Genomic DNA, 26,199 nt, shown 5'->3' with positions numbered 1-26,199 from the left:
ACTCACATGCGGTGACCAACAATCGTATCGACTGGCCACCGACCCGAGCGAACTCGCGGTCAAGACGCTCCCGTCTGCACGAACACACACCACTACATAGAGCAAAGAACCCAGAACACCATGTAGTACGGGATCAGGATCGATTCCGTGTATTCGGTGAGCCACGCCAGGCCCTCCGGACTCGCCTCGGTGCGGTCGGCCTCGCGGATGATGACGGGGACGAAGATCGCGGTGGCGCCGACGACGCCGACGAGCCCGGCGATGTTCGCGCGCACGGTGTCGGAGTAGCGACGCGGGATCGCGCGGGCGCCCGTCCGCTCCTCCCGGCGGCTGCGCCGCGTCGACGCGGTGTCGGTGTCGGCGGATCAGGTGTCAGCAGCGTCGGCACCGGCCGCGGCACCGGTGGTGGCGGTCCCGGCGTCATCGGCGGCGGGATCGGACCCTGCCGCCCCCGCCTCGGCCGAGGTGCCCTCGCCCCGGGTGGTCACGGCGCGTCCGGCCGGTCCCCCAGGGGCCCGTTGCTCGCCGGGCCGGGCCCCTCGGCCACCGGACCCGGCGCCTCGGGACCGGTCGCCCCGGGACCGGTCGCCTCGTGGCGGGCGGAGCGGTCGATCGGCCGGTTCCACGAGCCGTCGCGCTTCTGCGCCCGGCGCAGCTCGCGCGCCTCCGCGCGGGCGGCCTCCTCGATCTTGAGCCGCTTGTCGCGCTCCTCGTGGTCCTCGCTCGGGCTCCGGTACTCCCAGACGAGGAGCACGGCGACGAGCACGACGCCGGCGATCGTCCCCAGTCCCAGGCTGCCCCAGGGGCGCGGCAGGCTGCCGAGCCCGAACGCGAGGTGCACCCCGGAGGTGACGGCGGCGGCAGCGAGGATGGCGACGATGTAGCGCATGCGCTCATCATTCCAAGGCGGCACACAACCGGCAAACAGGCGGGCCGTGCCGTGCGTGCGCGCCGCTCGTGGCGGCCACCCGGAATCCGGACTGTTGAAGCCTCAGTCTCAGTTCACCGGACCTTCATCCCGGTTCGTCCGCCGACCCCTTGAGACCCGGCCGGGCACCTTGCCACGGTGGGTGGTGTCCAGCGAAGCCGAGCACACCGACAGGAGAGATCCCGAATGCTCACCCGCACCGCAGGAACCACTCTGGCCGCAGCCGGGCTCGTCGCCGGCGGAGCGCTCGTCGGCCCGACCGTCATCGCCCCGGAGACCTCCGGCACCGTCGCAGCGGCCCAGTCCGTCGAGGACCGGAGGCAGAACATCATCGACCGCGCGAAGCACTGGACCGACCAGGGCGTGCCGTACGACATGACGAAGTACGCCGCGGACCCCGACGGCGTGAACTACCGGACGGACTGCTCCGGGTTCGTGTCCATGGCCTGGGGACTCGACACCTCGCTGAGCACCGTCACCCTGCTCGAGGTCGCCCACGAGATCCCCAAGGACGACCTCCAACCCGGTGACATTCTCCTCAAGGGTGGGCCGGGCACCGCCGGGGCCGCCGGTCACGTGACGATCTTCAACGGCTGGGCGAACGCCGAGCGCACCGCCTACCACGGCCTCGAGCAGGCCGGGGGCACTGGCGCCGTCGAGCGCGTGATCTCCTACCCCTACGAGCAGGACGCCTCCTACGTGCCCTACCGCGGCAACGGGCTCTGAGTCCCCGCCCGCATCCCGTCAGCCGCCGCGGCACGGGATCCGGGCCCCGCACTTCCCCGAACCTCCCAGCCGGCGTCGCTACGATGGTCGCGATGTCCCAGCGCACCTCCGCCCGCCCTGCCTCGAGCCGTACCGCCCCCGCGGTGCGGCGCTCCGCCGCGTCCGGGCGGACGGGAGCAGGCGCCGGCCGCCGGTCACCGGGCTCCCGCGCACCCCGGCGCGCACCCCGGCGCTCGGGAGCCACCCGGGGCGCGGCGATCGGTCTCGCGCTCACCGCCGGGTTCCTCGGCGTGGTCATGGCGTTCAGCTGGGCCGGCGGCCTCGTCGCGCCCGTCCCCTCGCAGATCCGACAGTGGGAGTACAGCAGCGTGGACCGACTCAACCGGGCCCAGATCGACAACGCCCGCACGATCATCGCGGTGGGCCGCGGCGGCGACATGTCCGACGACGCGATCACCATCGCGCTCATGACCGCCATGCAGGAGAGCTCCCTGCGCAACCTCGACCACGGCGACCGCGACTCGCTCGGGCTGTTCCAGCAGCGCCCGTCCCAGGGCTGGGGCACCCCGGACCAGGTGCGGGACCCCGTGTGGGCCGCGAAGTCCTTCTACGGCATCAACGACCGGGGGTCCAACCCGGGGCTCGTGCACATCCGCGGCTGGGAGTCGATGACCCCGACGGAGGCCGCGCAGGCCGTCCAGCGTTCCGCCTACCCCGACGCCTACGCCCAGTGGGAGGGCCTCGCCGCGGAGCTCCTCAGCACGCAGGACGACGTGGCGCCCATCGTCTGAGTCCGCGGCGCAGGATCCGGAGGCACGATCCGGGGGTGGACGGGCCGGGCCGCACCCGCGGGAGCGCGGCGCACCGGTGCGGACACCGCGCACGCGGACGCGCCGACCGCACCCGCGCCCGAGGTGTAGCATTCCATCCATGACTCACCCGGTGCGCACGCACACCCATCCCGGAACCGACTCCCACAGCCACGGCGTCGAGGAGAGCAGCGGGTCCGCCGACGGGCTCGGGCACGTCGACGATCTCGCCGCGATCGAGCGCACCGCCGAGGTGTTCAAGGCCCTCGCCACCCCCTCGCGCCTGCGCATCCTCCTCGTCCTGTCCCACGGGCAGTCGACGGTGACGAACATCGTCGACATCACCGGGCTGTCGCAGCCGCTCGTGTCCCAGCACCTCAAGCTGCTGCGCGGGCTCCACCTGGTGAGCGTGCAGCGCCTGGGACGCGAGGCGATCTACTCCCTCATGGACGACCACGTCGCCCACATCATCCTCGACGCGATGGCGCACACCACCGAACCCCTCGAGGGCTGAGCGTCACCGGCGCCGCGCCGCCTACCGCCGCGCCGCCCGGCGCTGCGCCAGCCGCCGCCCGCCGGACACCCACCACACGCTCAGCGCCACGAGCGCCATCCCCGCGAGCTGGGCGAGCGTCGGCTCCTCACCGGCGAGGACGACGCCGAGCAGGAGAGCCGAAGCCGGCTGCAGAAGCATGAGCGATGCGCTGACCTCCGGTCGCACGCCGGTGGCGGCGGCGCTCAGCAGCAGCCACGGCAGCACCTGACCGAACACCGCGAGTGCGACGAGCCAGCCCACCGACTCGGCGGCCGGGACGACCGCCAGGGTGCCGGCCGCACCCCCGACGACGAACACGGTGAGCGCCGCGGCGCTCGTCGACACGGCGACGGGAACGGCGATGAAGCGGCCGTCGACGGCGCGGCAGCGGTGGTTGCCGTAGAGGTACACGCCGTAGCAGACCCCGGCGAGCACCCCGAGCACGCCGCCGCGCAGCGGGTCGACGGCGAAGGGGTCGGCTCCCAGGACCCCGGCGGCGAGCACCAGACCGGCGAGCATGACCGGCAGCGCGAGGAGGAACTGACGGGAGGGCCGGTTGCGGTGGAGGAGCCACAGCAGGCCGGGGAAGACGAACACCTGGGTGCTGATGAGGAGCGTGGACACCGCCGCCCCGGTGTCGAGCACCGACTGCGCCCACATCATGAAGTCGAGGCCGAGGAACACCCCACCGCCGGCGGCCAGGCCGAGCATCGCCGCGCGCGGTCGGCCGCGGCGCCGGATCTCGACGAGTGCCAGCGGGAGCAGCACGAGCGCGGCGAGGAAGCAGCGGTGGAACGCCGCGGTCGAGGCGTTCGCCTGGGAGAGCGCGACGAGCACCGCGGACGAGCCGAGCATCACCGCGCCCGCGACGACGAGCGCAGGCGCCGCCGGGACGGGTGCCGGCGCCGGTGATGCGGGCGCGGGGGTCATGCGGTGCTCGAACCGGGCTCAGGCCGGAGCGGGGCCGCCGGCCGGTCCCTCGCCGGTCCCGCCTGCCGCACCGGTCGCCGGGGCCGCGCGGACGGTGAGGCGCTGCTGGAAGGCGCGGATCCGTTCGAGCGCGGCATGCGTCCGGTCCGGTCCCACGGCGAGCGAGAGACGCACCCACCGGTTCCCGTTGACGTTGTCGAAGTCGAGGCCCGGGGTGAGCGCCACGTGCTCCTCCTCGAGGAGGGCCGCGCACCACTCGGTCGCGTTCCGGTACGGCCCGAGCACGTCGTCGATCCTGGCGTACATGTAGAAGGCGCCGTCGGCAGGGGCGATGTCGAGCCAGCCGAGGTCGTCGAGCGCGTCGAGCACGTACTGGCGGGCGGCGGCGAAGCCGGCCACGGCGAGCTCCCCCTCGGCGTATGCGGCCTCGGAGAACGCCTCGATCGCGGCGTGCTGGGCCGGCACCGGCGGGCACAGGGTGAGATTGCCGGTGATCGCGAGGCAGGGTGCCACGAGGTCCTGCGGCAGGATGGCCCACCCGAGCCGCCAGCCGGTCATGCCCCAGAACTTCGAGAACGAGGAGATGACGATCGCATCGTCGTCGAAGGCGAGCGCCGTCTCCCCGATCGAGTCGGTGAAGGTGATGCCGTGGTAGATCTCGTCGGAGATCAGGCGCACGTCGTTGGCCCGGCACCAGTCGCTGAGCTCGGTGAGCTGCTCGGCGTCGAGCATCGTGCCCGTGGGGTTCGCCGGGGAGGCGACGAGGAGCCCGGCCAGCGGCGATTCGGCGTGCGCGGCCGCGAGCAGCTCGACGGTGGGCTGGAACCGCTCGTCGACGCCGCAGTCGAGCTCCACGACCTCGCAGCCGAGCGCGGTGAGGATGTTCTTGTACGCCGCATAGCCGGGGCGGGCGAGTGCGACCCTGTCGCCGACATCGAACAGGGCGAGGAAAGTCATGGAGAACGCACCGGAGGACCCGGTGGTGACAAAGATCCGCTCGGCCGGGACGTCGAGGTGGTACCAGCGCCGGTAGTGCCCGGCGATCGCCTCGCGCAGCGGGCGCACGCCCTGGACCTGCGAGTAGCCGAGCTCGGTGCCGTCGGTGAGCACCTCGGCGGCGCGTGCCCGCACCCCGGCCGGGGCGCCCTGCGCGGGCTCGCCCACGCACAGCGAGATGACGTCGGCGCCCTCGGCCTTGAGCTCGGCGACGCGCTCGATGATGTTCATCACCGCGAACGGCGGGACGCCGCGGGCGCGCTCGGAGATGCGGGTGGCGGGACGCGCGGGATCGGTGCCGGGGGCGGTGGACGCCGCCCCGGCCGGAGGCGCGGGATCGGCGGCGGGGCGGGAGGACGGGGCGGTGGAGTCGGTCATGACCTCACTGTGCCACACGCGCCGGACCGGTGCCCGGACCACGCCGAGGTGCCCGTGCCCGGGCGGCGGGGACCGAGGTGCGGGCCGCTCACACCTCGCCGACGGGCCAGGTGTGGACGGGGGCCTCCGTGCGCTGGTGGGTGATGTAGAGCTCCATGAGGCGGGCGAGCGCGGCCCGGCGCTCGGGCGAATCGGGCTCGGTGACGCGCGGCTTGAGCGAGTTGAGGGTGCGCAGCTGCCAGGTGGCGCCGTTCTGCCGGGTGCGGGCGCGCTCCTCGATGATCGTCATGTAGTGGTCGATCATCTCCGCGTCCGCGTCGAGCATCTCGAGGCCCTTGCGGGCGCGCGGCGCGAGCCCGGTGCGGACGAGCTCGGCGACGTCGATCCGGCCGGCCTTCGGCCACACCACGCGGGAGTACAGGCCGGAGCGGGCGGCGGAGAAGAAGTTGCTCTCCGCGTCCGCGAACGACAGCCGCGACCACACCGGCCGGTTCTCCTCGGTGAGGTACTTGACGAGCCCGTAGTAGAAGGCGGCGTCGGCGACCATGTCGGCCACCGTGGGCCCGGCGGGCAGGAGCCGGTTCTCCACCCGGATGTGGGCGAGGTCGTCGGCGCTCGGGGCGTAGATCGGCCGGTTCCAGCGCCACACGGTGCCGTTGTGGAGGTTGAGCGCGTGGAGCGTCGGGGCATTGCCCTGCATGACGGGGGTGCCGGCGTCCTCGCGGGACTCCGGGAGCATCGGCGGGAAGTAGCGGACGTTCTCCTCGAACAGGTCGAACACGCTCGTGATCCACCGCTCCCCGAACCACACGCGCGGGCGCACGCCCTGGGTGACGAGCTCCGGGGTGCGGGTGTCGATCGACTGGGTGAAGACCGGGATGCGGTTCTCGTGCCACAGCTTGCGGCCCATGAACAGCGGGGAGTTCGCGCTCAGCGCCACCTGGATGCCGGCGATCGCCTGCGAGGCGTTCCATGCGCCGGCGAACCGGTTGGGCGCGACCTGGAGGTGGAGCTGCATCGAGGTGCACGAGGACTCGGGGGCGACATCGGCGAAGTCGTGCTGGTAGAACTCGCGGTCGGTGACGTCGATCCGCACGAGCTCGCCGCGGGCGTCGAGCACCGCGTTGCTCAGCGCCCGGTACCGGTTCTCCTCCGTCATCCACGCGGGGTCCTCGAGGAACTCGGTGGTCAGGGTGGGAAGGGTGCCGATCATCCCGATCTGCGCATCGTGCGCCCGGGCCCCGGCGTGGGCGGCGGCGAGGCGGGCGCGGAGACCGGATTCGAGCTCGCGCAGGCCGGTGCCCGACACCTGGAGGACCGGGTGGTTGAGCTCGATGTTGTAGGAGCCGATCTCGCTCTGGAACTCGTCCGAGTCGATCGCGGCGAGCACCTTGTCGTTGACGCGGAACGGCTGCATGTCGGCGTCGACGAGGTTGAGCTCGAGCTCCATGCCGATCGTCCCGTGGTCGACGAACGTCGCCTCCTGGAGGTAGGAGTCGAACGTCTCGAGGTCCGCGTTGAGGAGCTCCCGGTAGCGCGTCCGCTGCTCGGGGGAGTATCGCTGAGAGGAAACCGCATCGCCCATGACAGTAGACAACCACACTTGTGGACGCGCGCGCACCGGTTCTGCACGGATTCGGGTGGCCCCTCCCCTGCCGGACCCGGTGGACGGGGGCCGGGTACTAGAGTGAATCGGGCCAGCCGATCCCATCCGCGACCCCCAGGAGACCCCGTGACCCAGCCCGCCGCCCTCGCCGACCTCGACCGCAGCGCCCTCGTCGCCGCCGCGCAGGACTCCCTGCCGCAGATGCTCGCCGACATCGAGCGGGTGATCTCGATCGAGACGCCGAGCGACGACCAGGAGGCGGTGGCCCGCGGAGCGGCGGACTTCGCCGCGCTCATCGAGGAGCGCCTGGGCGTCGCACCGGAGTCGCTCGTCATCGACGGCACCACTCACCTGCGGCTGCGCTTCGGCGACGGCCCCGCGCGGGTCGTGCTCGTCAACCACCAGGACACGGTGTGGCCGCACGGCACGCTCGAGCGCCTGCCCTTCAGCACGGAGGACGGGATCCTCCGCGGGCCCGGCAGCTTCGACATGCTCACCGGTGCGATCATGAGCGTCTGGGCCACCCGGCTCCTCCTCGCCGCCGCCGGCGTCCCCGTGCCGGACACGGAGAGCACGACCACCGCCTCGGGCGCGGGAGCAGCGGCGACCGGCGGGGCCTCGGCAGACGCCGGCGCCTCGGGACCGGTCCCCTCCCCCGCCGAGGCGCTCGCCGGGCTGTCGATCCTCGTCACCGGGGACGAGGAGATCGGCTCGGTGACCTCCTCGGACCTCATCCGGGCCGAGGCGAAGGAGGCCCGCGCCGTGTTCGTCATGGAGGCCTCCGCCGACGGTGCGCTCAAGCTCTCCCGCAAGGGCACCTCGATGTACACGATCCTCGTCCACGGGAAGGCCGCGCACGCCGGGCTCGAGCCGGAGAAGGGCATCCACGCCGGGCTCGAGCTCGTCCATCAGATGCAGGTCGTCGCAGGCCTCGCCGACCCCGCGGAGCAGACCACCGTGACGCCGACGAAGTTCTCCGGCGGGACCACGACGAACACGGTGCCGGCGCTCGGGCAGTTCGACGTCGACGTCCGCGCCCTCACCGCCGAGGAGCAGCAGCGCGTCGACGACGCGATCCGCGGCCTCACGCCGAGCATCGACGGCACCCGGATCGAGGTGCGCGGCGGGATCAACCGGCCGCCGTTCGAGAAGGAGATGTCGGCGGCGCTGTTCGACCGCGCCGTCGCGCTCGCCGCGGAGATCGGGATCGAGGAGCCGCGCGGAGTGCCGGTGGGCGGCGCCTCGGACGGGAACTTCACCGCCGGCGACGGCGTCCCCACCCTCGACGGCCTCGGCGCGGTGGGCGACGGCGCGCACGCCGAGCACGAGCACGCGATCATCGAGCACATCCCGCCGCGCACCGCTCTCCTCGCCGCCCTCGTCGCCGACGGCCTGACGGACTGAGCGTCGCGAGCGGAGCGCCGAGGGCCGGCAGGACAGCGACACGTGCATGCGCCTCCCGGTGCACTCCAGTGCGGATACTCGCCGGTAATCGCACTGCAGTGCACCGGGCACCCCATCTGGGGCTCCGCTCGCGGGCCTGGCTCGGACCGCGGTCGCCTCAGGCGATGATGCGGCCGAGGTCCGCCTCGAGCGCGGCGGGGGTGCGGGCGGAGAACAGCCAGTCGCGGTGGACGGGATCCGGGACGATGCGCTCGCGCGCGGCGATGTCGTCTGCCCGGACGAGGTACCAGCGGTAGCCGTGCGGGGCGAGGAGCGCCTCGAGCGCCCGGCCGTCGGCCTGCCCGTGGAGCACCTCGCACAGGATGTCGGGACGGTGCCGGGCGAGGAGCTCCTGGCCGTGGGCGAGCACCGGGTCCTCCGCGCCCTCGACGTCGATCTTCATCACCACCTGCCCCGGCGCATCCGCGCGCTGTTCCGCTTCGACCTCGGGGAGCTCGGGCGGGAGCAGATCGTCGAGGGCGAGGAACTCCACCTCGAAACCCTCGGCGAACTCCATGTGCGCGGAGTAGAAGGAGGGGAGAGAGGAGCCGCCCTCCCCGCTCGGCACCCGCATCCGCGTGCCCGAGGCGCCCACCCCGGTGGAATGCACGCGCACCCGGTCGGCGATCCCGTTGCGATCGACGTTCTTATGCAGCCCGGCGACGACCGCCGGCACCATCTCGAAGGCGTGCGCCCGCAGCCCGGGGTTCGCCGCGGCAGCCGCCACGGTGAACACACCCGTGTACGCGCCGACGTCGAGGAGGACCGCGGCCCGGCGAGCGAGCGCGGTGACGATGTCGAGGGCGAGCGCATCGGCCGGATCGGGGCGGCGCCCGCCGCCCCAGTAGAACTCCTTGGCGATCTCGCAGCGGCCCGGGTCGACGAGCACGAAGCGGGCCCCAGCCGCCGTCCCGGCCACCTCGGCGAGACCGGCGGGGGCGGGCAGACGGCCGGCACGGATACCCGGGACCAGCCGGGCGGCCAGGCGCAGGAGAGGATGGAGCGGCCGGGCGGACAGCCCGGTCTTGACGAGGGGCTTGAGGCCGAACCAGCGCTGTCGTCGGCCGGCGAGGGTGCGTCTGTAATCCGTCATCGGATGTCTCCCGCGGTCCGCGCGGCATCTGCGACCGCGCTGTCCTGAATATCGCTGTCCTGAGTCGTCGTGCGTGCTGAGTCGTCGTGGTCCTGCCACGGTACTACGGGACGCCGAGGTGCGGTCAGCACCGCAGGAGGCCTCCGCGCGGCCGCACCGGACGGCCCCGTCCGGGGCGGCCCCCGCCGCGCCGGCCGACTCGCCCCGCATCCCCGCCGACCATCTGCCCCGCGTCCGCGCCGGTTGTTAGGGTGAGTGGAAGCGACCGACAGTCTCTCCCGCGCCTGCCCGCGTTCCGGGCCCGCGCCCGCCGCACCCGCGCAGAAGGAAGTGCCCCATGCAGCTCACCGGACTCACGCTCCACCGCCTCTCGATCCCCCTGGTCACCCCGTTCACCACCTCGTTCATGACGGAGACGGAGAAGGACTGCTACCTCGTCGAGGCGCGGTTCGACACCCCGTCGGGCCCGGTCACCGGCTGGGGCGAGTCGGTGGCGATGATCGCCCCGCTCTACTCCGAGGAGTACATCGACGGCGGCATGGCCGTCACCCGCGACTGGCTCGCGCCGATCCTCTTCGACGTCGAGGACCTCACCGCGGAGACCGTCGGCTGGCACCTGCGCCACGTCATCGGGCACCGGATGTCGAAGTCGGCCCTCGAGATGGCGGTCATCGAAGCGCAGCTCAAGCAGGCCGGCCTGTCGTTCCAGCAGTACCTGGGCGGCGTGGTCGACACGATCCCCTCGGGTGTCTCGGTCGGCATCCAGGACACCGTCGAGGACACCGTGCGGGTCATCGGCGAGTACCTCGAGGAGGGCTACGCCCGCATCAAGCTCAAGATCAAGCCGGGAGCGGACATCGAACCGGTGGCCGCGGTGCGCAAGGCGTTCGGCGACGACTTCCTGTTCCAGGTCGACGCCAACGCCGCCTACACCCTCGTCGACGCCGCGCACCTGAAGAAGCTCGACGACTACGGCCTGCTCCTCATCGAGCAGCCGCTCGGCGAGGCGGACATCCGCCAGCACTCCGAGCTCGCCAAGCTCATGGACACCCCGATGTGCCTCGACGAGTCGATCGTGTCGGCGGAGGCCGCCGCGGACGCCATCGCGCTCGGGGCCACCTCGGTCATCAACATCAAGCCCGGCCGTGTGGGCGGGTTCATCGAGGCCAAGCGGATCCACGACCTCGCCTCCGCCCACGGCGTCGCGGTGTGGCACGGCGGCATGGTCGAGACCGGCCTGGGCCGGGCCGCGAACGCGGCGATGGCCTCGCTGCCGGGCTTCACCCTGCCCGGTGACGTGTCCGGTTCGAAGCGCTTCTTCCACGAGGACATCACCGAGGAGATCGTCATGCACGACGGAGTCGTCGATGTGCCGACCGGGCCGGGCTTCGGCGTCACGATCGACCCGGAGAAGCTGCGCCGCTTCACCACCGACACGATCGAGATCACCCGGAAGTGACCGCGGAGCCGGGCGGGTCGCGACCCTGGGAGCCCAGGTCGGGCCGGACCTCACCCGGGCAGCCGGGACCGAGAGGGGCCTCACCCGAGCAGCCGGGACCGGGCGGGTCGGATGAGCCCGACCGTCCCTTCGCGGCCGCGCTGAACCGGGCGCGCACGGAGCATCGGGCGCTCGTGCTCGACGGCGCCTCGGGCACGGAGCTCGAACGCCGGGGCGCGGATGTGTCCGGCGACCTGTGGGCGGCCGCGCTCCTCGAATCCGATCCCGGCCTCGTCACCGCCATGCACGTCGCCTACCTCGACGCCGGGGCCGAGGTCGTCGAATCGATCTCCTACCAGGCGACGGTCCCGGGGCTCGTCGCCGCGGGGCATCCGGAGGACCGGGCCCGCGCGCTGCTCGCCCGCTCCTGGGATCTCGTCGCGCAGGCGGCCGCCGGCCGTCGCACCCCGGACGGCCGCCCGGTGCTCACGGCCTCCTCGATCGGGCCCTACGGCGCGTACCTCGCCGACGGCTCCGAGTACACCGGGGACTATCCGGCAGGTGTCGACGCCACGCACCTCCAGGAGTTCCATGCCGAGCGGATCGAGGTGCTCGCCGCGGCCGGCTGTCGGTTGTTCGCGTGCGAGACGATCCCGCACCCCGCGGAGGTCGCCGCACTCGTGGCCGTGATGCGCGAGCACCCGGAGGCCGAGTGGTGGCTCAGCCTCTCGATCCGCACGGACGCCCACGGCGGGATCGCACTGGCCGACGGCACACCCCTCGGCCAGATCCTCGCCGTGCTCCCGGCACCCGGTTCACCGGGAGCGCCTGCGGCCGTGGGCATCAACTGCTGTCCGGCCCACCTCGTCGCCCCGGCCCTCGCCGAGGTGCGAGCGGCCGGGTTCGCAGGCCTCGCCTACCCGAACTCCGGGGAGACCTACGACGCCGCGACCGGCACCTGGTCACCGCCGGACGGCGAGCACGCAGGCGATACGCCAACGGCCGGTCCGGTGCCGACCGAAGATCACCCAGCCATCGAGCACTCAGTCGGCGAGCACCCGACCGGCGATGCATCCGACCCGCTCAGCGATGCGAGCGACCCCGCCGGCGGGGGCACGGAGCCCCCGGACCCGGCCGGCTGCGCCGCAGCGGCCGGGACCTGGGTGGATGCCGGAGCGGCGATGATCGGCGGTTGCTGCCGGACCACGCCCGCACTCATCCGCGCCCTCGCACAGCGCACCTGACCGCGCACAGCGTTCCTGACCTCCGCGCTCACCCCATGTTCTGGGCGACCATCGTCTGCAGGCCGTATCCGATCCCCCCATGGACATCGGTGAGCTCGGTGTGGACGACCCCGCCCTGACCGGGGGTGACGATCGACTGGGAGTTCATCCGGATCCACTCGCCCTCGGGCTCGCGGTCGAGCACGACGTGGAGGTCGCAGTTGATGAGGCGGTGGCGGGCCGGGTCGACGGGCAGGCTGACGCCGCCGCCGGAGTCGGCGAGGACGAGCGCGCGCTGCCAGCCCGTGGGCTCCTCCCCCTCGACGAGTGCGTTGTGCTGCCGGCCCCACACGAGTGCGGGCGACCGGTCCCCGCCCTCGATGAAGCGCCATTCGACTGCGGTGCCATAGCCGCCGGTGTGGGCACCCGGGATCGTCGCGAGCCGCTCATCGGCAGCGGGGAGGTCGTCGGGCACCACCGTGGGGTCGTTTGGATCGCGCCGGCCCGGCACTGCCGGGTAATCCTCGGGAGCTGCCAGGATCCGCCAGGCGCGGGCGAGCAGCGCGGGGCGTCCACCTGCGGAGGCGGTGGCCGACACGAGCTCCATCGAGCGGCCGCTGCGGATGACCTCGGTGGTGATCTCGAGCGCGGCGACCGGCACGGGCCCGAGGATGTCGATACGGACGTCGGCGAGCCGCTGGCCCTCCTTGGGATCGACGGCGAGCATCTGCCGGGCGAGCAGCGCGGCCGGCGGGCCGGCGTGCTGGAAGTCGGGGCTCCACGGCCCCGCGGTCATCGGCGTCGACTCGAACCGGGTGTCGTCGAGCTGGCGGTAGAAGGCCTCCATCGGCAGTGCTCCTCACGTCGTCGGGGGGGTCTGTTCCGACCCTACTGCACCCGTGACGCACGTCACCGGCCCGGCGCCGCAGGTCACACATCCCGCGCCGATGGACACCGGCTCGGCGTCGCCGGCCACCGGCTCGGTGCGTCGACCGGCGCGAACCCGGCCGCCCCGGCGCACGCCGCGGCGTCCCCGGCCGGTTCGAGCTGGAGGGTGGTGTGGGTGAGCGCGGGGCTGAAGTGCGCGGCCAGGCAGGAGCGCAGATCGCGCAGGACCGGGCCGGCCCGCCCGGACTCGAAGCACGCCTCGGCGACGACGACGTGCGCGGTGAGGACGGGCAGGCGGGAGTCGATGAGCGCGATGTGGAGGTCGTGGACGTCGAGCACCTCGGGCCGCTCGGTGAGATGGCGGTGCACCTCGGCGAGCTCGATCTCCGCCGGCACGCTCTCGAGCAGGATCCGGACCACCGCCCGCAGGATGACGAGCGCGCGCGGGACTATGACGAGGGCGATGAGGATGCCGGCCACCGCATCCGCGCGGCCCCAGCCGGTGGTCCAGATGACGAGCGCGGCCGCGATCACGGCGACCGAGCCGAGCGCATCGGCGGCGACCTCGAGGAAGGCCGCACGGAGGTTGAGGCCGTCCGCCCGGCGGGAACGCAGGAGGAGGAGTCCGGCCATGTTCCCCGCCAGACCGATGGCACCGAACACGAGGAGCAGCCCGCCGGGCACCTCCGGGGGCGCGAACAGCCGCCGGATCCCCTCGACGAGGCCGTAGACGCCGACCCCGGCGAGCAGCAGCGCCTGCGCTCCGGCGGCGAGCACCTCGACGCGGCGCAGCCCCCAGGTCCGGCGGGCGGTCGCCGGGCGCCGGACGAGGCCGGCGGCGAGGAACGCCATCGTCAGGCCGCCGACGTCAACAAGCATGTGGGCGGCGTCGGTGAGCAGCGCGAGCGAGCCGGTGAGGACGGTCCCGATGAGTTCAGCGAGGAGGACCGTCGCGGTGATCGCGAGCACGAGGCCGAGGCGCCGGCGCGTCCCCGCCGCCGTCGCTTCACCGTGCGCCGAGCCGTTCGCGAGGTCGTCCGCCGGTCGCGCGTGATCGTGGCCGAGTCCCATGGGATCTCCCTTCACTGCGGTGATCCCATTGTATATCAATACATGGTTATATGTTGATACTTCGTCGGAGTGCGCTTCCACTGGCCGCCCACCGCGACGCTCGGATCCGCCCCTCGGATCCAGCCCTGCCCCGGGTGCTGCACGACTCCGCCCGCCGGTCCCGGGCACGACCGCACCCGGACATGACCGTGGCCCGCACACCACCCGGCTCGGGAGACGACCGTGACCCGGGGCGCTGCGGCTCCCGGGGCACGGTCCTCGGATCAGGTGCTGCCGTCGCGGCGGCCCGTCTCGTCGGAGTCGTCGTCCTCGGCGGAGTCGGACCCCGCCGCACTGGAGGTACCGGATGCACTGGAGGTACCGGAGGTGCCTGTACCGGGCCGGGCAGTTCCGGACGGTCCGCCCGCCCCGCCGGTCCGCTTGGCCCGCAGCGCCTCCTCGATGAGGGCGTTGACGTCGATGCCGGTCGAGCGCTTGACGTCGTCGCCGAGCCGACCGAGCCCGGCGGCGAAGTCACTGCCCGACGCGGTCCGCGGATCGGTGCCGCCGCGCACATCGGCCGGACCCCGGTCGCCGGCGCCGTCGTCACCGGGATCCCCGGCGCCGTCCGCTCCCGCGGCGTAGCGCTCGACGATGTCGGAGATCGCACTCGCCGCCTCGGAGGCGCTGCGCGGCATGCCGGTGCCGTCGGGGGCGAATCCGCCGGACTTCCCCGACGCCCGCTTGACCATGTCGGCGAGGTCGACCCCGGTGGTGCCGCGGAGCACCTCGAGCACCGAGGCGAGGTTCGACGACATGCTCTGCGCGAGCTTCGACTCCCCGTCCGTCGACACGATCGACAGGTCCTTGATGTTCGCGTAGGGCTCGACGAGCTTCCCGGCGAGGCTCGGCAGGGTGTGGAGCACCTGGTTGAGCACGGCTGCGTCGTTGAAGTGCTTGTACGCGGCGGCCTGCTTCTCCAGTGCCTCCGCCTCTGCGGCGCCCTGGGCGCGACGGGCCTCGGCCTCGGCCTCACCGCGGGCACGGATCGCGGAGGCCTCGGAGTCGCCCTCGAGGCGCACCGCCTCGGCGTCCTTCGACCGGCGCGCGAACTCAGCGGCCGCGTCGGCCTCACCGCGCGCCCGGGTGGCGGCGGCCTCGGCCTCACCGGCGAGCCGCACGGCCTCGGCATCCTTGGACCGGCGGGCGAGCTCCGCGGCGGCCTGCGCCTCGCCCTCGAGCTTGACGGCCTCGGCCTCCTTCTCACGGCGGTGGAGCGCGGCGGCGGCCTCGGCGCGGCCGCGGGCGTCGATCTCGTAGGCCTGCGCGTCGGCCTCGGCCTGGCGGCGGTACTTCTCCGCGTCGGCCGGCCGCTTGACCTCGGCCTCGAGCTGCTCGGCGCGGACCTCGGCCTGCTCCTTGGCGACGATCCGCTCCCGCTCGAGGAGCTTCTGCTGCTCGGCGGCCGCGGACAGCGGGCCGGCGTTGTCGGCGACGGCCTGGCGGACGTCGGCGTCCTCCTTGAGCTCGGCGCGGCGGAGCGCGAGCTTCTGCTGCTGCTCGGCGATCGCCTGGTCGGTGAGCGCCTGCTGGCGCTGCGTCTCCTCGTTCTGCAGAGCGGCTGCGACGGCGGCCTCGCGGTGGGCGTTCGCCTCGGCGATGGCGGCGTTCTTCGCGACCTCGGCGGCCTGCGGGCGGCCCCAGTCGCGCAGGTAGGAGCCCTCGTCCTCGACGGCCGAGATCTGGAAGGTGTCGATGACGAGGCCCTGGTTGTTCATCGAGTGCGCGGACTCCTCCTGCACCTGCGCGGCGAACGAGGCGCGGTCCTGGATGATCTGCTCGACGGTGAGCGTGCCGACCACGGCGCGCAGGGTGCCGGACAGGATCTCCTGGCTGTAGTGGTCGATCTGCGCCTGCTGGTCGAGGAACCGCTGGGCGGCCCGGCGCACGTCGTCGACGTTGCCGCCGACCTTGACCTGCGCGACGCCGCGCAGCCGCAGCGCGATGCCGTTCTTCGAGATGCCGTCGATCTCCACGGAGATCTGCCGCGATGACAGCGACATGACGAAGGCCTTCTGTACCACCGGGTACACCACGGCGCGTCCGCCGATGACCACGCGGCCGCCCTGCGCGACGTCCTCGCTCGAGGAGCCGCGGCCGGTGATGATGAGGGCCTCGGACGGGGAGGCGATGCGGTAGGACCGCAGCAGGACGAACAGCCCGATGAGGACGACGACGATGATCGCCGCGATGATGAGAACGGGGACGAGATCCGGCATGGGCGCGGCCTTTCGCGATGGACCGGTGCGAGCGGCCCGGGAGCAGTGATCCTCCCACTATGCCACGCGGTCCGTGGCGGCGGTGCGGGCGCGATGTTCCCGCTCCGACACCCGGGTGGCGGTGGCGGCGCCCCGTCGCGGCGGAGGCGTGGGTGCCGAGCACCGGCTCCGCGGTCACTGTGCATGACGGGGCATCGGCAGCGGTCCCTCACCCGGATGTCCGGCGAGGAGGCTGATCCGATTCGGGGGTATCGTTCCCATCACACCCGAGCAGGGCCGGCCGGAACAGCGGGCGCCTGCATGCCGGAGAGGAGAGAGCAGTGAAGACGCTGCTGGAGACGTGGATGACCCCGGAGACCAACCGGTGGGCATTCACCCATGTCCGAGAGATCATCCCCACCGCGAAGGTGGCACGGGGGAACAGCACGTTCGAGCTCACCGCGGCCGCGCGCAGCGCAGTGGCCCCGGACACCCCGCTGCGCCACAGCGGCGTTCCGGTCGAGAAGTACCTCGAGAGCACCGCCACCGACTCGATCGTGGTGCTCTCCCGGGGTGAGGTGCAGTTCGAGTGGTACGCCGAGAACACGTCCGCCGATGCCCTCCACATCAACTTCAGCGTCACGAAGTCCCTGCTCGGCCTGCTCGGAGGGATCCTTGCGGCCGACGGCGCGTTCGCCTTCACCGACCCGGTGACGAAGTACGTCCCGGAGGTCGCGGGCTCCGGCTTCGACGTCGGGATCCAGCCGCTGTTCGACATGGCGGTCCCGCTCGCGTTCTCGGAGGATTACGCGATGGGCGACCCGCGCATGATCGAGTACCGCCGCGCGACCGGCTGGATCCCGGGCGGGAGCGAGGGACTCCACGCCTTCCTGCCCTCCCTCGAGCGGCGGGCACCGGAGGGCGCCGAGTACCACTACGCCTCCCCGACGTCCGACATGGCCGGCTGGGTGCTCGAGCGCGCCACCGGGCGGCGGCTGCCGGATCTCTTCTCGACGCACCTCTGGACGCCGATCGGCGCCGAGTCCGATGCGGACCTCACCGTCGACGCCCACGGTGCGGGGCGGGCCGCCGGAGGTCTCTCCTGCTCGACCCGTGATCTCGCCCGCCTCGGCCACCACCTCACCATCGATCGCTCGCCGGTGCCGGAGGGCTTCGTCCGCGATCTCTTCACCGGAGACGCTGCGCGGTGGCGAGCGGGCGCCCACATCCGCGATTTCCCCAACGGCACCTACCGGAACTTCTGGTACGTCCCCGACACCGATGCTCCGGTCGTGTGCGCCGTGGGCATCCACGGCCAGATCCTCTATGTCGACCTCGCCGAGGGCGTCGTCATCGCCAAGCACAGCTCCTGGCCGACTCCCCTCGACGACGAGATGCGCACCGTCCAGTTCCGCGGGCTCAGGGACATCGCCGCCGCTGTCGTCGACGGAAGGCAGTGACGGTGGGCCGCCACGATGCGACCGGGCACGCCATGACTCCCGTACCGCACGGACCGTTCCACGGCCTGTCCGCCTTCCCGCTCACCCCGCTGCGCGACGACGTCCTCGATGCGCCCGCCCTGCGCGGACTCGTCGGACGCCTGGCCCCGGCGCCCGCTGCCGAGGGTGCGGACATCGGCCCGGCTCTCGTCGACAGCATCGGGGCCCTCGGGTCGACCGGATCGTACGCCTATCTCGACCGGGAGGAGTGGACGACGGCGCTGCGCACGATCCTCGCAGGGGCCGGGGGCACACCCGTGGTCGCCGGCGTCGGAGCCCTGCGCACCCGCGAGGTCCTCGCCCGGGCGCGCACGGCCGAGCAGCTCGGCGCCGCGGGGCTGCTGCTGGCCCCGGTGAGCTACCAGCCGCTCCGGGATTCCGAGGTGATCGGCCTGTTCGCCGCCGTCGCCGAAGCGGTCGACCTGCCGATCTGCATCTACGACAATCCCGGCACCACCGGGTTCCGGTTCTCCCTCGACCTCTACGCCCGCCTGTCTGGCATCCCCTCGGTCACCGGGGTGAAGATCCCGCCGACCGACGGCACCGAGGCGCAGCCCGCAGAACGGCTGGCCCGGATCCGGGAAGCGGTCGGACCCGATGCGGCGATCGGGATCAGCGGCGACGCGGCAGCGGCGGCGCACCTGGCCGCGGGCGCCGACGCCTGGCACTCGGTGGTCGGCGGCCTGTTCCCGCGAGCCGCCCGCACGCTGTTCGACGCCGCCCGATCGGGCGCGTCGGACACTGCACACGACCTCGAGGAGCTGTGGCCGCTCCTCGCCCAGCACGGCAGCGTCCGGGTCATGGCCGCCGCCGCGGCGGAGCTCGACCTCGTCGCGGATGACTGCCTGCCGCATCCGCTGCGCCCCCTCGAGGAGGACGAGCGCGCCGAGGTCGCCCGGACGGTGCGGGGTGCGGGACTCGCCTGACACCCGCCCGGAGACGGCGCCCACAGTGCGAGCCGGGTGTCGGCTCAGCCCTTGGGGATCGGCGGGCCGAGCATGAGGAGCACGGTGAAGAGCAGTGCGACGCCGAGCAGGCCGACGACGACCGCGAGGAGCGGGTGGGCGATCGCCCAGGCGCAGAGGCGTTCGAACCAGTTCCGCGGAGCACGGCCGCCGCGAGCGAGCTGCCAGTCGCCGTCGAGGAGGCCGCGGCGGCGTGCATCGATTTCGAACGGGATCGTCGCATACGGGATGACGGCGCTGAACAGGCCGAGGATCGTGCGGCCGAGCGGCCAGCGCTGCGAGGTGCCGACGAGCACGGTCACGACGCAGTAGGTGAGGAACACGAAGCCGTGGATACCACCGCCGATCCGCACCCCCACCTCCGTCGTCTGGGTGACGTACTTGAGGATGAGGCCGATGATGAGCAGGGTCCAGGTGATCGCCTCGGCGATCGCGAACACGGTGAAGAGCTTCTTGGGAGTCACCCGGACAGTATCCCCGGTCCGGCCAGGCGATGCATCAACCGTTCGGTCGATCCCGTGCCCGCGCCTGCTCGCTCACACGTGAAACGGCAATATCCTGCGGTTCCGTTCTCAGGAACCGCAGGATATTGCCGTGTGGCGGATGGGTCAGATGGGTCGGGTCAGGCGATCAGCCCTTGCCGCCCACGGTGAATCCGACCTCGACGGCGGTGTCGCCGGTGTCGACGCTCACGGTGTAGCCGCCGGGCAGGCCCCGGACGGCGCTCGGGTCGATGCCCTTGACGGTGAAGGTCGCGGTGCCGGACTCATCGGCGGTCGCGGTGCCCGAGGCCGGCGACTTGCCCGGCTTCGTGCGACCGTCGGCCGTCAGCGTCCAGTCCACGGTCTGGCCCGGTTCGAGGTTGGTCACGGTGACCTCCACGCCGGACTTCTTGAGGTCCTTGACGGAGACACGGTCCCGATCGACAGAGGCGACCGGATCGAGATCGTAGGCGACGACGTGGGCCGCGTAGGCCATCGCCGGCACCATGATGCCCATGGCCTCCTGGTCGACGTTCTCGTAGGTGTCGTCGATCGTGTGGTAGTTCCGGTCCTGCTGGACGCCGGCGGTGCCGCCGAACAGCTCCACCTCTTCCTCGGTCTTGATCGCGTCGGCACCGGTGAACAGGCCGGAGACCGGGATGCCGTTGTCGATGAACGCCTGGTAGTCGGAGCGACCGGAGAACTCGGTGCCGACGTGCGGCTGGCCGATCGAGTCGAAGTAGCCGGTGAAGATCTCCTCGAGCTCCGCCGATCCCTCCGGCACGTTGACGCCGTCGGGGATCGGGACGTCCGAGCCGTCGGAGTCGAGCGTGCCGATGACGTAGTTCTCCGAGCCGATCATGTCGTAGTTGAGGTACGAGGAGATCCGCTCCTTCTCCTCGTCGCTCAGCGACGCGACGTACTCGGTGGAGCCGACGAGACCGATCTCCTCGGCACCCCAGAATCCCATCCGGACCTGGTTGTCGACGTCGTGCGGCTGGGCGGCGAGGCCTTCTGCCACGGCGAGCAGCCCGGCCACGCCGGAGGCGTTGTCGTTGACGCCGGGGCCTTCGGCTACGCCGTCGAGGTGCGCGCCCATCATCTGCACGTCGTCGGGGTCGCCAGCCTTGGTCTCGGCGATGACGTTCCAGGTCTCGATGTCCTCGAAGGTCGTCTCCACGGTGAGGTCGCCGAGCACCGGGGTGTCCCCGGCGGCGAGGATCTGCTCGCGCAGCGCATCGCCCTCGGCGAGCTCCATCGAAGCGCCCGCGATGTTGCCCTCGACGCGGTCGCCGACGGTGCCGTTGAGCGCGCCCGGGGAGTGGTTGTAGATGATGACGGCGGCCGCGCCGGCCTCGGTCGCGGCGGTGACCTTCTCGCCGAAGGCGCAGACACCGCGCTGCACGAGCACGATCGTGCCGGCGTTGGCGTCGCTGTAGTCGCCGGTCTCGCAGCCGAGCTCCCCGCCGGCCTTGTCGCCGTAGGCGTCGTCGGTGGGCAGGGTGACCGCGGTGTCGGTGAGCGGGGCGTCGGTGCCCTCGGCGTTCGACAGCGTGGAGAACGTCTCCTGCGCCTCGCCCTCGACGCTGAAGGAGACCTCGCCGAAGGTCTGGGTCGGCACGGTGAAGGTGTCGCGCGTGACGTCGAACTTGCCGCTGGCCTCGAGCACCTTCTCGACGTATTCGCTCGCAGCCTTGTAGCCGGGGGTGTCGACAGCACGGTAGCCCGCGTCGGCGTGGTCGAGGGAGATATCGGAGAGCTCCTGGAGGTGGGCCAGGGCGGCCTCTCCGGTGACATCCATATCGGTGTGCACGGAGATGGGCGCCGCGAGCACGGGGCCCCCGGTGGCGAGCCCGAGCGCGGCGGCCGCGGTGACGGCGAGCGCGCTGTGGGTGAATCTCTTGGACATGTCGACCTTTCGTTCCTTCGTGTGTGATGAGCCCCTGTCGGTCCATGCGGTGGTGCCGGAGCTGCGCGGACGCGATCAGTGATCACTGGGCGGAGTGCCCGGAGGACTGGGTGTCGCTATGGGCTGTGCGTGGTGCGAAGGTCACGTTTTGGTGACGCGCATCACATGGTCCACCACGGTAGTACACAGCCAGTTCTCATTTGAGGCCCGAAAGTCACGAAACGATAACGAAAAAACGGCAATTGTCTTGACATCCGAGACATCGATAACTTCTCAGACTCGAGTGGAACAGTGATCCCATGGTGCATCCCGAGGACCCGAACACCGCCCCCGCCCGTGACGACCTGCTCTCCGCAGAGGACTTCCTCTCGCTCCCGAGCGAGACCCTCGCCGAGGGCGAGCGCGGCCGCATCGACGCCACCCGGATGGGAGCGGTCGACCTCCTCGTCCTCCGCTTCGACACGGCTGTCGCCGTGGTCTCGCGCTTCGGCGCGCAGGTGCTCGCCCATCGTCCCGCCGGCCGGCCCGACACCCTCTTCACCTCCTCGCTCGCCCGTTTCGACACCGGGGCGGCGATCCGCGGCGGGATCCCGGTGTGCTGGCCCTGGTTCGGCCCCGCATCGACCCCACAGCACGGCTGGGCGCGCCTGCACACCTGGGACGTCGAGGCGCTCGCCGTCGACGGCACCGGGGCCGAGGTGCGCCTCGGCTTCTCCCATCGCGGCGCCGCGGCAGGCCTCACCGTGCGCCTCGGCGACGGGCTCTCCGTCGAGCTCGCCCACCGCGCCGATCCCGTGCCGGAGACCACCACCGGGGCTCCCCTGCGGGCCGCGCAAGCACCCGGTGCCACCCCGGCCCCGCCCGAACCGCCCGTCACCGCCGCGCTCCACGCGTACTTCGCGGTCGGCGACGCGCAGCGCACCGAGATCGCAGGAGTGACCGACCGGACGCTGCACGTCCCGGCCGAGGGCATCGACTCGGTGTTCCCGCTCGCCGGAACCGCGGGCACCGCCGACCACCGCATCGTCATCACCGATCCCGCGCTCGGCCGGCGCCTCACCGTGACGACGAACGCGACGGACGCCGTCGTGTGGAACCCCGCACAGCAGCTCGGCGACACGACAGCCCGGGCGCACCACGGCTTCGTGTGCGTCGAGCCCGCCCGGATCTCTTCACCGCTGCCCCCCGGCGACACCCTGCGCATGCACCTCGCCGTCGACTGAGGCGCGCACCGGCCGCAGTCCCCCCGGCGAGCCCGGACCCGCGCCTTCCCAACAGCCCCCCCGCGCCTTCCCAACAGCCCCCCACGCCTGCCCCGACCTGTCGCACCCGTCATTCAACCAATTGCGCAAGTGTTGAATTCATGCGCGGATCCTCATATGCTCATGACCGTGCCCGAACGCAGAGCAGTCCCCCAGGAGCCGAGCTACAAGCTCATCCATCGCTGGCAGCGCCACCTCGCCAACGAGCGCCTCGAGGAGCGCGTCTACCGCAGCCTCGCCGACCGCAAGACCGGCCAGGAGCGGGAGATCCTCCTCGGCCTCGCCGACGCCGAGCACCGCCACCAGCAGCACTGGATCACCCTGCTCGGCCCCCATGCCGAACGGCGCCGCCTGCCCGACCTCGGCACCCTCATCCTGTCCGTGCTCGGCCGCATGTTCGGCTCGGTGTTCGTCCTCGCCCTCGCTCAGCAGTCGGAGACGAGCTCGCCCTATGACAGCGACTGGTACGCCACCGACGCGATGGCCGCCGACGAGAAGATCCACGCCGAGGTCGTCCGAGCGCTCGCCGCCCGTTCCCGCGCCAAGCTCTCCGGCAACTTCCGCGCCGCGGTGTTCGGCGCCAACGACGGCCTCGTCTCCAACCTCGCCCTCGTGCTCGGCGTCGGGGCCGCCGGCGTCTCCACCGGCACGATCCTCCTCACCGGCATCTCCGGCCTGCTCGCCGGCGCGCTCTCGATGGGGGCCGGCGAATACGTCTCCGTGCGCTCCCAGCGCGAGCTCCTCGAGGCCTCGACCCCGGACCCGGAATCCCGCACCGCGATCGCCGCCCTCGACATCGACGCGAACGAGCTCGCCCTCGTGTTCCGCGCCCGCGGCATGGACACCGACGAGGCGGAGGCCGCCGCCGCCGAGGCGATCCGCACCGCCTCCCACCCGGGCGGCCGTCACGGACTGCACGTGCCCGCCGAAGGCGAGCACGAGGAGCTCGGCACCGGCCTCGGCGCCGCCTCCTCCTCGTTCTGCTTCTTCGCCTCCGGCGCGGTCATCCCGATCCTGCCCTACATGTTCGGCATGTCCGGATACCCCGCGATCATCCTCGCCGCCGTGCTCGTCGGCCTCGCGCTCCTGTTCACCGGCGGCGTCGTCGGCGTGCTGTCCGGCCGCGCGCCGCTGCCGCGGGCGCTCCGCCAGCTCGCGATCGGCTACGGAGCGGCGGCCGTGACCTTCGCCCTCGGCCTGCTGTTCGGCACCGCGATCGGCTGACGCGAGCGCTGCGCCGGCGGGCGCGGCGGGCGGGTACAGTCGCTCGCATGTCCCGGTTCACCCTGAGCGATGAGGCGCGCGCGTACCTCGCGGAGAATGCGCGCCGCAATCCTGTCCCCGCCCCGCAGCTCACCCTCGCCGAGGCGCGCGCCGCCGCCGTCGACCTCGCCTGGCGCCAGTCCGCACCGGTCCCCGTCGCCGCGGTCCGCGATACCTTCGCCGTCGGGCCGGCCGGCTACGTCCCGCTGCGCATCCACGACCCGGGGCCGGCCCCCGCGGCGGGCCCGCAGGGAGCCGCGGGCACCTCGGGCACGGATGCCGCGGATCCGGCTCCGGCCCCTGCGGAATCGCCCCTGCGCCCCGCGCTCCTCATGCTGCCCGGCGGAGGCTGGGTGACGGGGACCGCGGAGATCGCGGACGTCGCGGCCCGCCGACTCGCCGTCGACGCCGGCGCGGTCGTCGTCACCGTGACCTATGCGAAGGCCCCCGAGCACCCGTTCCCGCTCCCCCTCCTCGACTGCGTCGCGGCCTTCGCCTGGGTCGTCGCGCACGCCGCGGAGCTCGGGGTCGACCCCGCGCGGATCGGGATCATCGGGGACTCCGCGGGCGGGAACCTCGCCGCCGCCACCGCACTCGCCCTGCGCGACGCGGCGGAGATCCCCGTGCCGCAGCACCGGGCGGCCGCGGGGGCCGACCCCGCCGTCCCACCCGTCCACCGCTGCACGAGCACCCACCGACCGGCGGCCCTCGTCCTCCTCTATCCCGCCACCGACGCCGCCTGCGACACCGCCTCCTACCGCGACTTCGCCACCGATCACGGGCTCACCGCCGACCGCATGGCCTACTACTGGGACTGCTACACGGACGCGGGATCGCGCTTCCACCCGCTCGCCTCGGTGGGGCGGGCGGAGCTCCACGGACTCCCGCCCACCATCGTCGTCACCGCCGGCTGCGACGTGCTCCGCAGCGAGGGCGAGGCGTTCGCCGCCGGCCTCGCCGCGTCGGGCACGTCGTGCGAGCTCTGGGAGTACCCGCGCACGGTCCATGGCTTCTTCCACTCCGATGGGGTGCTCCACGACGCGGCGGAACTCCTCGACCGCCTCGGCCGCAGGCTCCCCGCCCTGCTCGACGACCGCGCATCGCTCTAGGATGAGCCTCATGTCAGCTGCCCCCGTGTCCGACTCGCTCGCGCTCATCGACCTCGCCGGCGCGGAGTTCCGCCTCGTCGACCCCCGCGCCCCGCACCTGCGGGTCGACGACCTCGCCCCGCACCGCGGCGACGGCATCTTCGAGACCGTGCTCGTCACCCGGCTCGCCGGCGCCGACCACCTCCACGCGCGCGAGCTCCACTTCTCCCGGTTCCGCGCCTCGGCCGCGATGCTCGACCTGCCCGCACCGGACCCGACGCTCTGGCACGCCGCGCTCGACGCGGTCATCGCCGACCATCGGGAGCGGCGCGGCGACGACGAGGCGTTCACCGTCCGCTACAGCATGAGCCGCGGCCTGGCCGAGGCCTCGGGCTGGGTGCTGTCGATCCCCCTCGACGCGAAGTACCCCGGGCAGCGCGCGCACGGGATCGACGTCATCACCCTCGACAAGGGGTTCCCGGCCTACGTCGGGCAGTCGGCGCCGTGGATGCTCATCGGCGCCAAGACGCTGTCCTATGCGACGAACCAGGCCGCCGCGCGCTGGGCGGCGTCCCAGGGCGTCGACGACGTCATCTTCCTCTCCCACGACGGCCGGGTGCTCGAGGGCCCCACCGCGAACGTCGTGATCCGCCGCGGCGGCGAACTCCTCACCCCCGACCCCAAGGCCGGGCTGCTCCACGGCACCACCCAGCAGACGATCTTCGCCCACGCGGCCGAGGCGGGCCTCCTGTGCTCCTACACCGACCTCACCGTCGACGACCTCACCGCTGCCGACGGCGTCTGGCTCACCTCCTCGGCCCGCATCAGCGTGCCGCTCAACACCCTCGATGGGGAGGAGCTGCGGCGCGACCCGGAGCTCTCGGAGCAGATGCTCGCCTGGGTGCTCGGCGGCTGAGACCCGGAGCCGCGCGCCGCACCCGGGCACGCACCCCGGAACCTGCGCACGCACCGCACCGGATCCCGCGCCTTCGGACTAGGCTGGACCCGACACACCCGATTCGACTTCTGAGGAGACCACTCGCATGGGCGGAAAGATCGCTTGGCAGATCATCGGCGTCGGCGGTGCGGCACTCGCCGCCATGGCCGCGCGCAAGACCCTCGGCCTGGTCTGGGAGAAGACCACCCACAAGCCGGTGCCGATCAACACGCAGGACGACGAGATCGGGCTCGGCGAGGCACTCGCCTGGACGATCGTCTCCGGCGTCGGCATGGCCGTGGTGCAGCTCGTCGTGCAGCGCGCCGCCGCGACCACCGTGCGCAACAACTGGGGCGAGACCGCCCTGCCCAAGAAGCTCCAGAGCGCCGCGCGCGTGAGCAAGGACGACGAGCGCGGCTGAGCCGCACCGGCGGATGCCCGGAGCGCGTGGGCCACTCACCCGCGCGCTCCGGGCATCCGCTCCGCCGCACCA

The 26,199-nt window shown here is 72.5% G+C and carries 25 protein-coding genes; 13 read left to right on the top strand and 12 right to left on the bottom strand.

What is annotated here, in order from left to right; genetic code table 11:
- Nucleotides 1–92 precede the first annotated feature (92 nt).
- From ABD883_RS01450 to ABD883_RS01440, 3 genes are all read right to left on the bottom strand, one after another.
- Nucleotides 93–275, bottom strand: coding sequence for a hypothetical protein (locus tag ABD883_RS01450; protein WP_137318658.1), 183 nt, complete (start codon nucleotides 273–275; stop codon nucleotides 93–95).
- A 90-nt stretch (nucleotides 276–365) separates the two neighbouring features.
- Nucleotides 366–488: a hypothetical protein gene (locus ABD883_RS01445; RefSeq protein WP_265809202.1), complete on the bottom strand. Its 123-nt coding sequence runs from the start codon at nucleotides 486–488 to the stop codon at nucleotides 366–368.
- Nucleotides 485–889 (bottom strand): hypothetical protein, encoded by a 405-nt coding sequence (locus ABD883_RS01440; protein WP_137318657.1) that lies wholly within the window; start codon nucleotides 887–889, stop codon nucleotides 485–487. The genes ABD883_RS01445 and ABD883_RS01440 overlap by 4 nt, the downstream gene beginning before the upstream one ends.
- A 225-nt stretch (nucleotides 890–1,114) precedes the next feature.
- On the opposite strand from ABD883_RS01440, the gene ABD883_RS01435 reads away from it, so the two are divergent.
- From ABD883_RS01435 to ABD883_RS01425, 3 genes are all read left to right on the top strand, one after another.
- The gene (locus ABD883_RS01435) at nucleotides 1,115–1,654 is read left to right on the top strand and encodes an NlpC/P60 family protein (RefSeq protein WP_345029261.1); all 540 of its coding nucleotides are present in this window, start codon (nucleotides 1,115–1,117) and stop codon (nucleotides 1,652–1,654) included.
- A 92-nt stretch (nucleotides 1,655–1,746) separates the two neighbouring features.
- A complete protein-coding gene (locus tag ABD883_RS01430) occupies nucleotides 1,747–2,445 on the top strand; it encodes a hypothetical protein (protein ID WP_265809200.1) in 699 nt (232 codons plus the stop codon).
- Nucleotides 2,446–2,584: 139 nt separating this feature from the next.
- On the top strand, nucleotides 2,585–2,977 hold the full coding sequence (locus tag ABD883_RS01425) for an ArsR/SmtB family transcription factor (protein WP_137318654.1): 393 nt from the start codon (nucleotides 2,585–2,587) through the stop codon (nucleotides 2,975–2,977).
- 21 nt (nucleotides 2,978–2,998) lie between these two features.
- Here ABD883_RS01425 and ABD883_RS01420 read toward each other — a convergent pair whose 3' ends face one another.
- The 3 genes from ABD883_RS01420 to ABD883_RS01410 all read right to left on the bottom strand — a co-directional run bounded on the left by ABD883_RS01420 (nucleotide 2,999) and on the right by ABD883_RS01410 (nucleotide 6,887).
- Nucleotides 2,999–3,928 carry a DMT family transporter gene (locus tag ABD883_RS01420; RefSeq protein WP_345029259.1) on the bottom strand — a complete coding sequence of 310 codons (930 nt, stop codon included), beginning with the start codon at nucleotides 3,926–3,928 and terminating at the stop codon, nucleotides 2,999–3,001.
- 18 nt (nucleotides 3,929–3,946) lie between these two features.
- Entirely contained in the window at nucleotides 3,947–5,302 is a 1,356-nt protein-coding gene (locus ABD883_RS01415) for a pyridoxal phosphate-dependent aminotransferase (protein WP_425548404.1), read from the bottom strand.
- Between the two features lie 88 nt (nucleotides 5,303–5,390).
- A complete protein-coding gene (locus ABD883_RS01410; protein WP_345029257.1) occupies nucleotides 5,391–6,887 on the bottom strand; it encodes a glutamate-cysteine ligase family protein in 1,497 nt (498 codons plus the stop codon).
- Nucleotides 6,888–7,034: 147 nt separating this feature from the next.
- Here ABD883_RS01410 and ABD883_RS01405 point away from each other — a divergent pair, with 147 nt between their 5' ends.
- Complete coding sequence (locus tag ABD883_RS01405) at nucleotides 7,035–8,312, top strand: M20 family metallopeptidase (protein ID WP_345029256.1); 1,278 nt, start codon at nucleotides 7,035–7,037, stop codon at nucleotides 8,310–8,312.
- Nucleotides 8,313–8,469: 157 nt separating this feature from the next.
- On the opposite strand, the gene ABD883_RS01400 is transcribed toward ABD883_RS01405, so the two are convergent.
- Entirely contained in the window at nucleotides 8,470–9,444 is a 975-nt protein-coding gene (locus tag ABD883_RS01400) for an FkbM family methyltransferase (RefSeq protein ID WP_345029253.1), read from the bottom strand.
- Between the two features lie 337 nt (nucleotides 9,445–9,781).
- Here ABD883_RS01400 and menC point away from each other — a divergent pair, with 337 nt between their 5' ends.
- Both menC and mmuM read left to right on the top strand, forming a co-directional pair.
- The gene (menC, locus tag ABD883_RS01395) at nucleotides 9,782–10,903 is read left to right on the top strand and encodes an o-succinylbenzoate synthase (RefSeq protein WP_345029251.1); all 1,122 of its coding nucleotides are present in this window, start codon (nucleotides 9,782–9,784) and stop codon (nucleotides 10,901–10,903) included.
- Nucleotides 10,900–12,126: a homocysteine S-methyltransferase gene (gene mmuM, locus ABD883_RS01390; RefSeq protein ID WP_345029249.1), complete on the top strand. Its 1,227-nt coding sequence runs from the start codon at nucleotides 10,900–10,902 to the stop codon at nucleotides 12,124–12,126. Before menC ends, mmuM begins: the two co-directional genes overlap by 4 nt.
- Nucleotides 12,127–12,154: 28 nt before the next feature.
- Here mmuM and ABD883_RS01385 read toward each other — a convergent pair whose 3' ends face one another.
- The 3 genes from ABD883_RS01385 to ABD883_RS01375 all read right to left on the bottom strand — a co-directional run bounded on the left by ABD883_RS01385 (nucleotide 12,155) and on the right by ABD883_RS01375 (nucleotide 16,322).
- The gene (locus ABD883_RS01385; protein WP_345029248.1) at nucleotides 12,155–12,952 is read right to left on the bottom strand and encodes a thioesterase family protein; all 798 of its coding nucleotides are present in this window, start codon (nucleotides 12,950–12,952) and stop codon (nucleotides 12,155–12,157) included.
- 83 nt (nucleotides 12,953–13,035) lie between these two features.
- Entirely contained in the window at nucleotides 13,036–14,064 is a 1,029-nt protein-coding gene (locus ABD883_RS01380) for a cation diffusion facilitator family transporter (RefSeq protein ID WP_137318646.1), read from the bottom strand.
- A gap of 263 nt (nucleotides 14,065–14,327) precedes the next feature.
- A complete protein-coding gene (locus ABD883_RS01375) occupies nucleotides 14,328–16,322 on the bottom strand; it encodes an SPFH domain-containing protein (RefSeq protein WP_295690017.1) in 1,995 nt (664 codons plus the stop codon).
- A 320-nt stretch (nucleotides 16,323–16,642) separates the two neighbouring features.
- On the opposite strand from ABD883_RS01375, the gene ABD883_RS01370 reads away from it, so the two are divergent.
- Together ABD883_RS01370 and ABD883_RS01365 are read left to right on the top strand one after the other, a co-directional pair.
- Nucleotides 16,643–17,761 (top strand): serine hydrolase, encoded by a 1,119-nt coding sequence (locus tag ABD883_RS01370; RefSeq protein ID WP_345029244.1) that lies wholly within the window; start codon nucleotides 16,643–16,645, stop codon nucleotides 17,759–17,761.
- Between the two features lie 32 nt (nucleotides 17,762–17,793).
- Complete coding sequence (locus tag ABD883_RS01365; RefSeq protein WP_345029242.1) at nucleotides 17,794–18,726, top strand: dihydrodipicolinate synthase family protein; 933 nt, start codon at nucleotides 17,794–17,796, stop codon at nucleotides 18,724–18,726.
- 44 nt (nucleotides 18,727–18,770) lie between these two features.
- Here the strand turns inward: ABD883_RS01365 and ABD883_RS01360 are convergent, their stop codons facing one another.
- Entirely contained in the window at nucleotides 18,771–19,229 is a 459-nt protein-coding gene (locus ABD883_RS01360) for a DUF3817 domain-containing protein (protein WP_345029241.1), read from the bottom strand.
- 166 nt (nucleotides 19,230–19,395) lie between these two features.
- The gene (locus ABD883_RS01355; protein WP_345029239.1) at nucleotides 19,396–21,156 is read right to left on the bottom strand and encodes a M20/M25/M40 family metallo-hydrolase; all 1,761 of its coding nucleotides are present in this window, start codon (nucleotides 21,154–21,156) and stop codon (nucleotides 19,396–19,398) included.
- Nucleotides 21,157–21,455: 299 nt separating this feature from the next.
- Here ABD883_RS01355 and ABD883_RS01350 point away from each other — a divergent pair, with 299 nt between their 5' ends.
- The 5 genes from ABD883_RS01350 (at nucleotide 21,456) to ABD883_RS01330 (ending at nucleotide 26,127) form a co-directional block, all read left to right on the top strand.
- The gene (locus ABD883_RS01350) at nucleotides 21,456–22,379 is read left to right on the top strand and encodes an aldose epimerase family protein (protein WP_345029238.1); all 924 of its coding nucleotides are present in this window, start codon (nucleotides 21,456–21,458) and stop codon (nucleotides 22,377–22,379) included.
- Nucleotides 22,380–22,541: 162 nt separating this feature from the next.
- Nucleotides 22,542–23,642 carry a VIT1/CCC1 transporter family protein gene (locus ABD883_RS01345; RefSeq protein WP_137318639.1) on the top strand — a complete coding sequence of 367 codons (1,101 nt, stop codon included), beginning with the start codon at nucleotides 22,542–22,544 and terminating at the stop codon, nucleotides 23,640–23,642.
- Between the two features lie 47 nt (nucleotides 23,643–23,689).
- On the top strand, nucleotides 23,690–24,790 hold the full coding sequence (locus ABD883_RS01340) for an alpha/beta hydrolase (RefSeq protein ID WP_295688515.1): 1,101 nt from the start codon (nucleotides 23,690–23,692) through the stop codon (nucleotides 24,788–24,790).
- 10 nt (nucleotides 24,791–24,800) lie between these two features.
- Nucleotides 24,801–25,685: an aminodeoxychorismate lyase gene (locus tag ABD883_RS01335; RefSeq protein ID WP_295688516.1), complete on the top strand. Its 885-nt coding sequence runs from the start codon at nucleotides 24,801–24,803 to the stop codon at nucleotides 25,683–25,685.
- Nucleotides 25,686–25,812: 127 nt separating this feature from the next.
- The gene (locus ABD883_RS01330) at nucleotides 25,813–26,127 is read left to right on the top strand and encodes a DUF4235 domain-containing protein (protein ID WP_137318636.1); all 315 of its coding nucleotides are present in this window, start codon (nucleotides 25,813–25,815) and stop codon (nucleotides 26,125–26,127) included.
- The last annotated feature ends 72 nt before the right edge of the window (nucleotides 26,128–26,199 follow it).

Source organism: Brevibacterium pityocampae (assembly GCF_039541555.1).
GTDB lineage: Bacteria > Actinomycetota > Actinomycetes > Actinomycetales > Brevibacteriaceae > Brevibacterium > Brevibacterium pityocampae.
Note: the sequence above shows the minus strand (reverse complement) of the source record. Positions and strands in the feature narration are given on the sequence as shown.

Coding starts and splice junctions, on each gene's coding strand:
- ABD883_RS01440 (WP_137318657.1), bottom strand. CDS start 889: ATGCGCTACATCGTCGCCATCCTCGCTGCCGCCGCCGTCACCTCCGGG.
- ABD883_RS01435 (WP_345029261.1), top strand. CDS start 1,115: ATGCTCACCCGCACCGCAGGAACCACTCTGGCCGCAGCCGGGCTCGTC.
- ABD883_RS01430 (WP_265809200.1), top strand. CDS start 1,747: ATGTCCCAGCGCACCTCCGCCCGCCCTGCCTCGAGCCGTACCGCCCCC.
- ABD883_RS01425 (WP_137318654.1), top strand. CDS start 2,585: ATGACTCACCCGGTGCGCACGCACACCCATCCCGGAACCGACTCCCAC.
- ABD883_RS01420 (WP_345029259.1), bottom strand. CDS start 3,928: ATGACCCCCGCGCCCGCATCACCGGCGCCGGCACCCGTCCCGGCGGCG.
- ABD883_RS01415 (WP_425548404.1), bottom strand. CDS start 5,302: ATGACCGACTCCACCGCCCCGTCCTCCCGCCCCGCCGCCGATCCCGCG.
- ABD883_RS01410 (WP_345029257.1), bottom strand. CDS start 6,887: ATGGGCGATGCGGTTTCCTCTCAGCGATACTCCCCCGAGCAGCGGACG.
- ABD883_RS01400 (WP_345029253.1), bottom strand. CDS start 9,444: ATGACGGATTACAGACGCACCCTCGCCGGCCGACGACAGCGCTGGTTC.
- menC (WP_345029251.1), top strand. CDS start 9,782: ATGCAGCTCACCGGACTCACGCTCCACCGCCTCTCGATCCCCCTGGTC.
- ABD883_RS01385 (WP_345029248.1), bottom strand. CDS start 12,952: ATGGAGGCCTTCTACCGCCAGCTCGACGACACCCGGTTCGAGTCGACG.
- ABD883_RS01380 (WP_137318646.1), bottom strand. CDS start 14,064: ATGGGACTCGGCCACGATCACGCGCGACCGGCGGACGACCTCGCGAAC.
- ABD883_RS01375 (WP_295690017.1), bottom strand. CDS start 16,322: ATGCCGGATCTCGTCCCCGTTCTCATCATCGCGGCGATCATCGTCGTC.
- ABD883_RS01365 (WP_345029242.1), top strand. CDS start 17,794: ATGACTCCCGTACCGCACGGACCGTTCCACGGCCTGTCCGCCTTCCCG.
- ABD883_RS01355 (WP_345029239.1), bottom strand. CDS start 21,156: ATGTCCAAGAGATTCACCCACAGCGCGCTCGCCGTCACCGCGGCCGCC.
- ABD883_RS01350 (WP_345029238.1), top strand. CDS start 21,456: ATGGTGCATCCCGAGGACCCGAACACCGCCCCCGCCCGTGACGACCTG.
- ABD883_RS01345 (WP_137318639.1), top strand. CDS start 22,542: ATGACCGTGCCCGAACGCAGAGCAGTCCCCCAGGAGCCGAGCTACAAG.
- ABD883_RS01340 (WP_295688515.1), top strand. CDS start 23,690: ATGTCCCGGTTCACCCTGAGCGATGAGGCGCGCGCGTACCTCGCGGAG.
- ABD883_RS01335 (WP_295688516.1), top strand. CDS start 24,801: ATGTCAGCTGCCCCCGTGTCCGACTCGCTCGCGCTCATCGACCTCGCC.
- ABD883_RS01330 (WP_137318636.1), top strand. CDS start 25,813: ATGGGCGGAAAGATCGCTTGGCAGATCATCGGCGTCGGCGGTGCGGCA.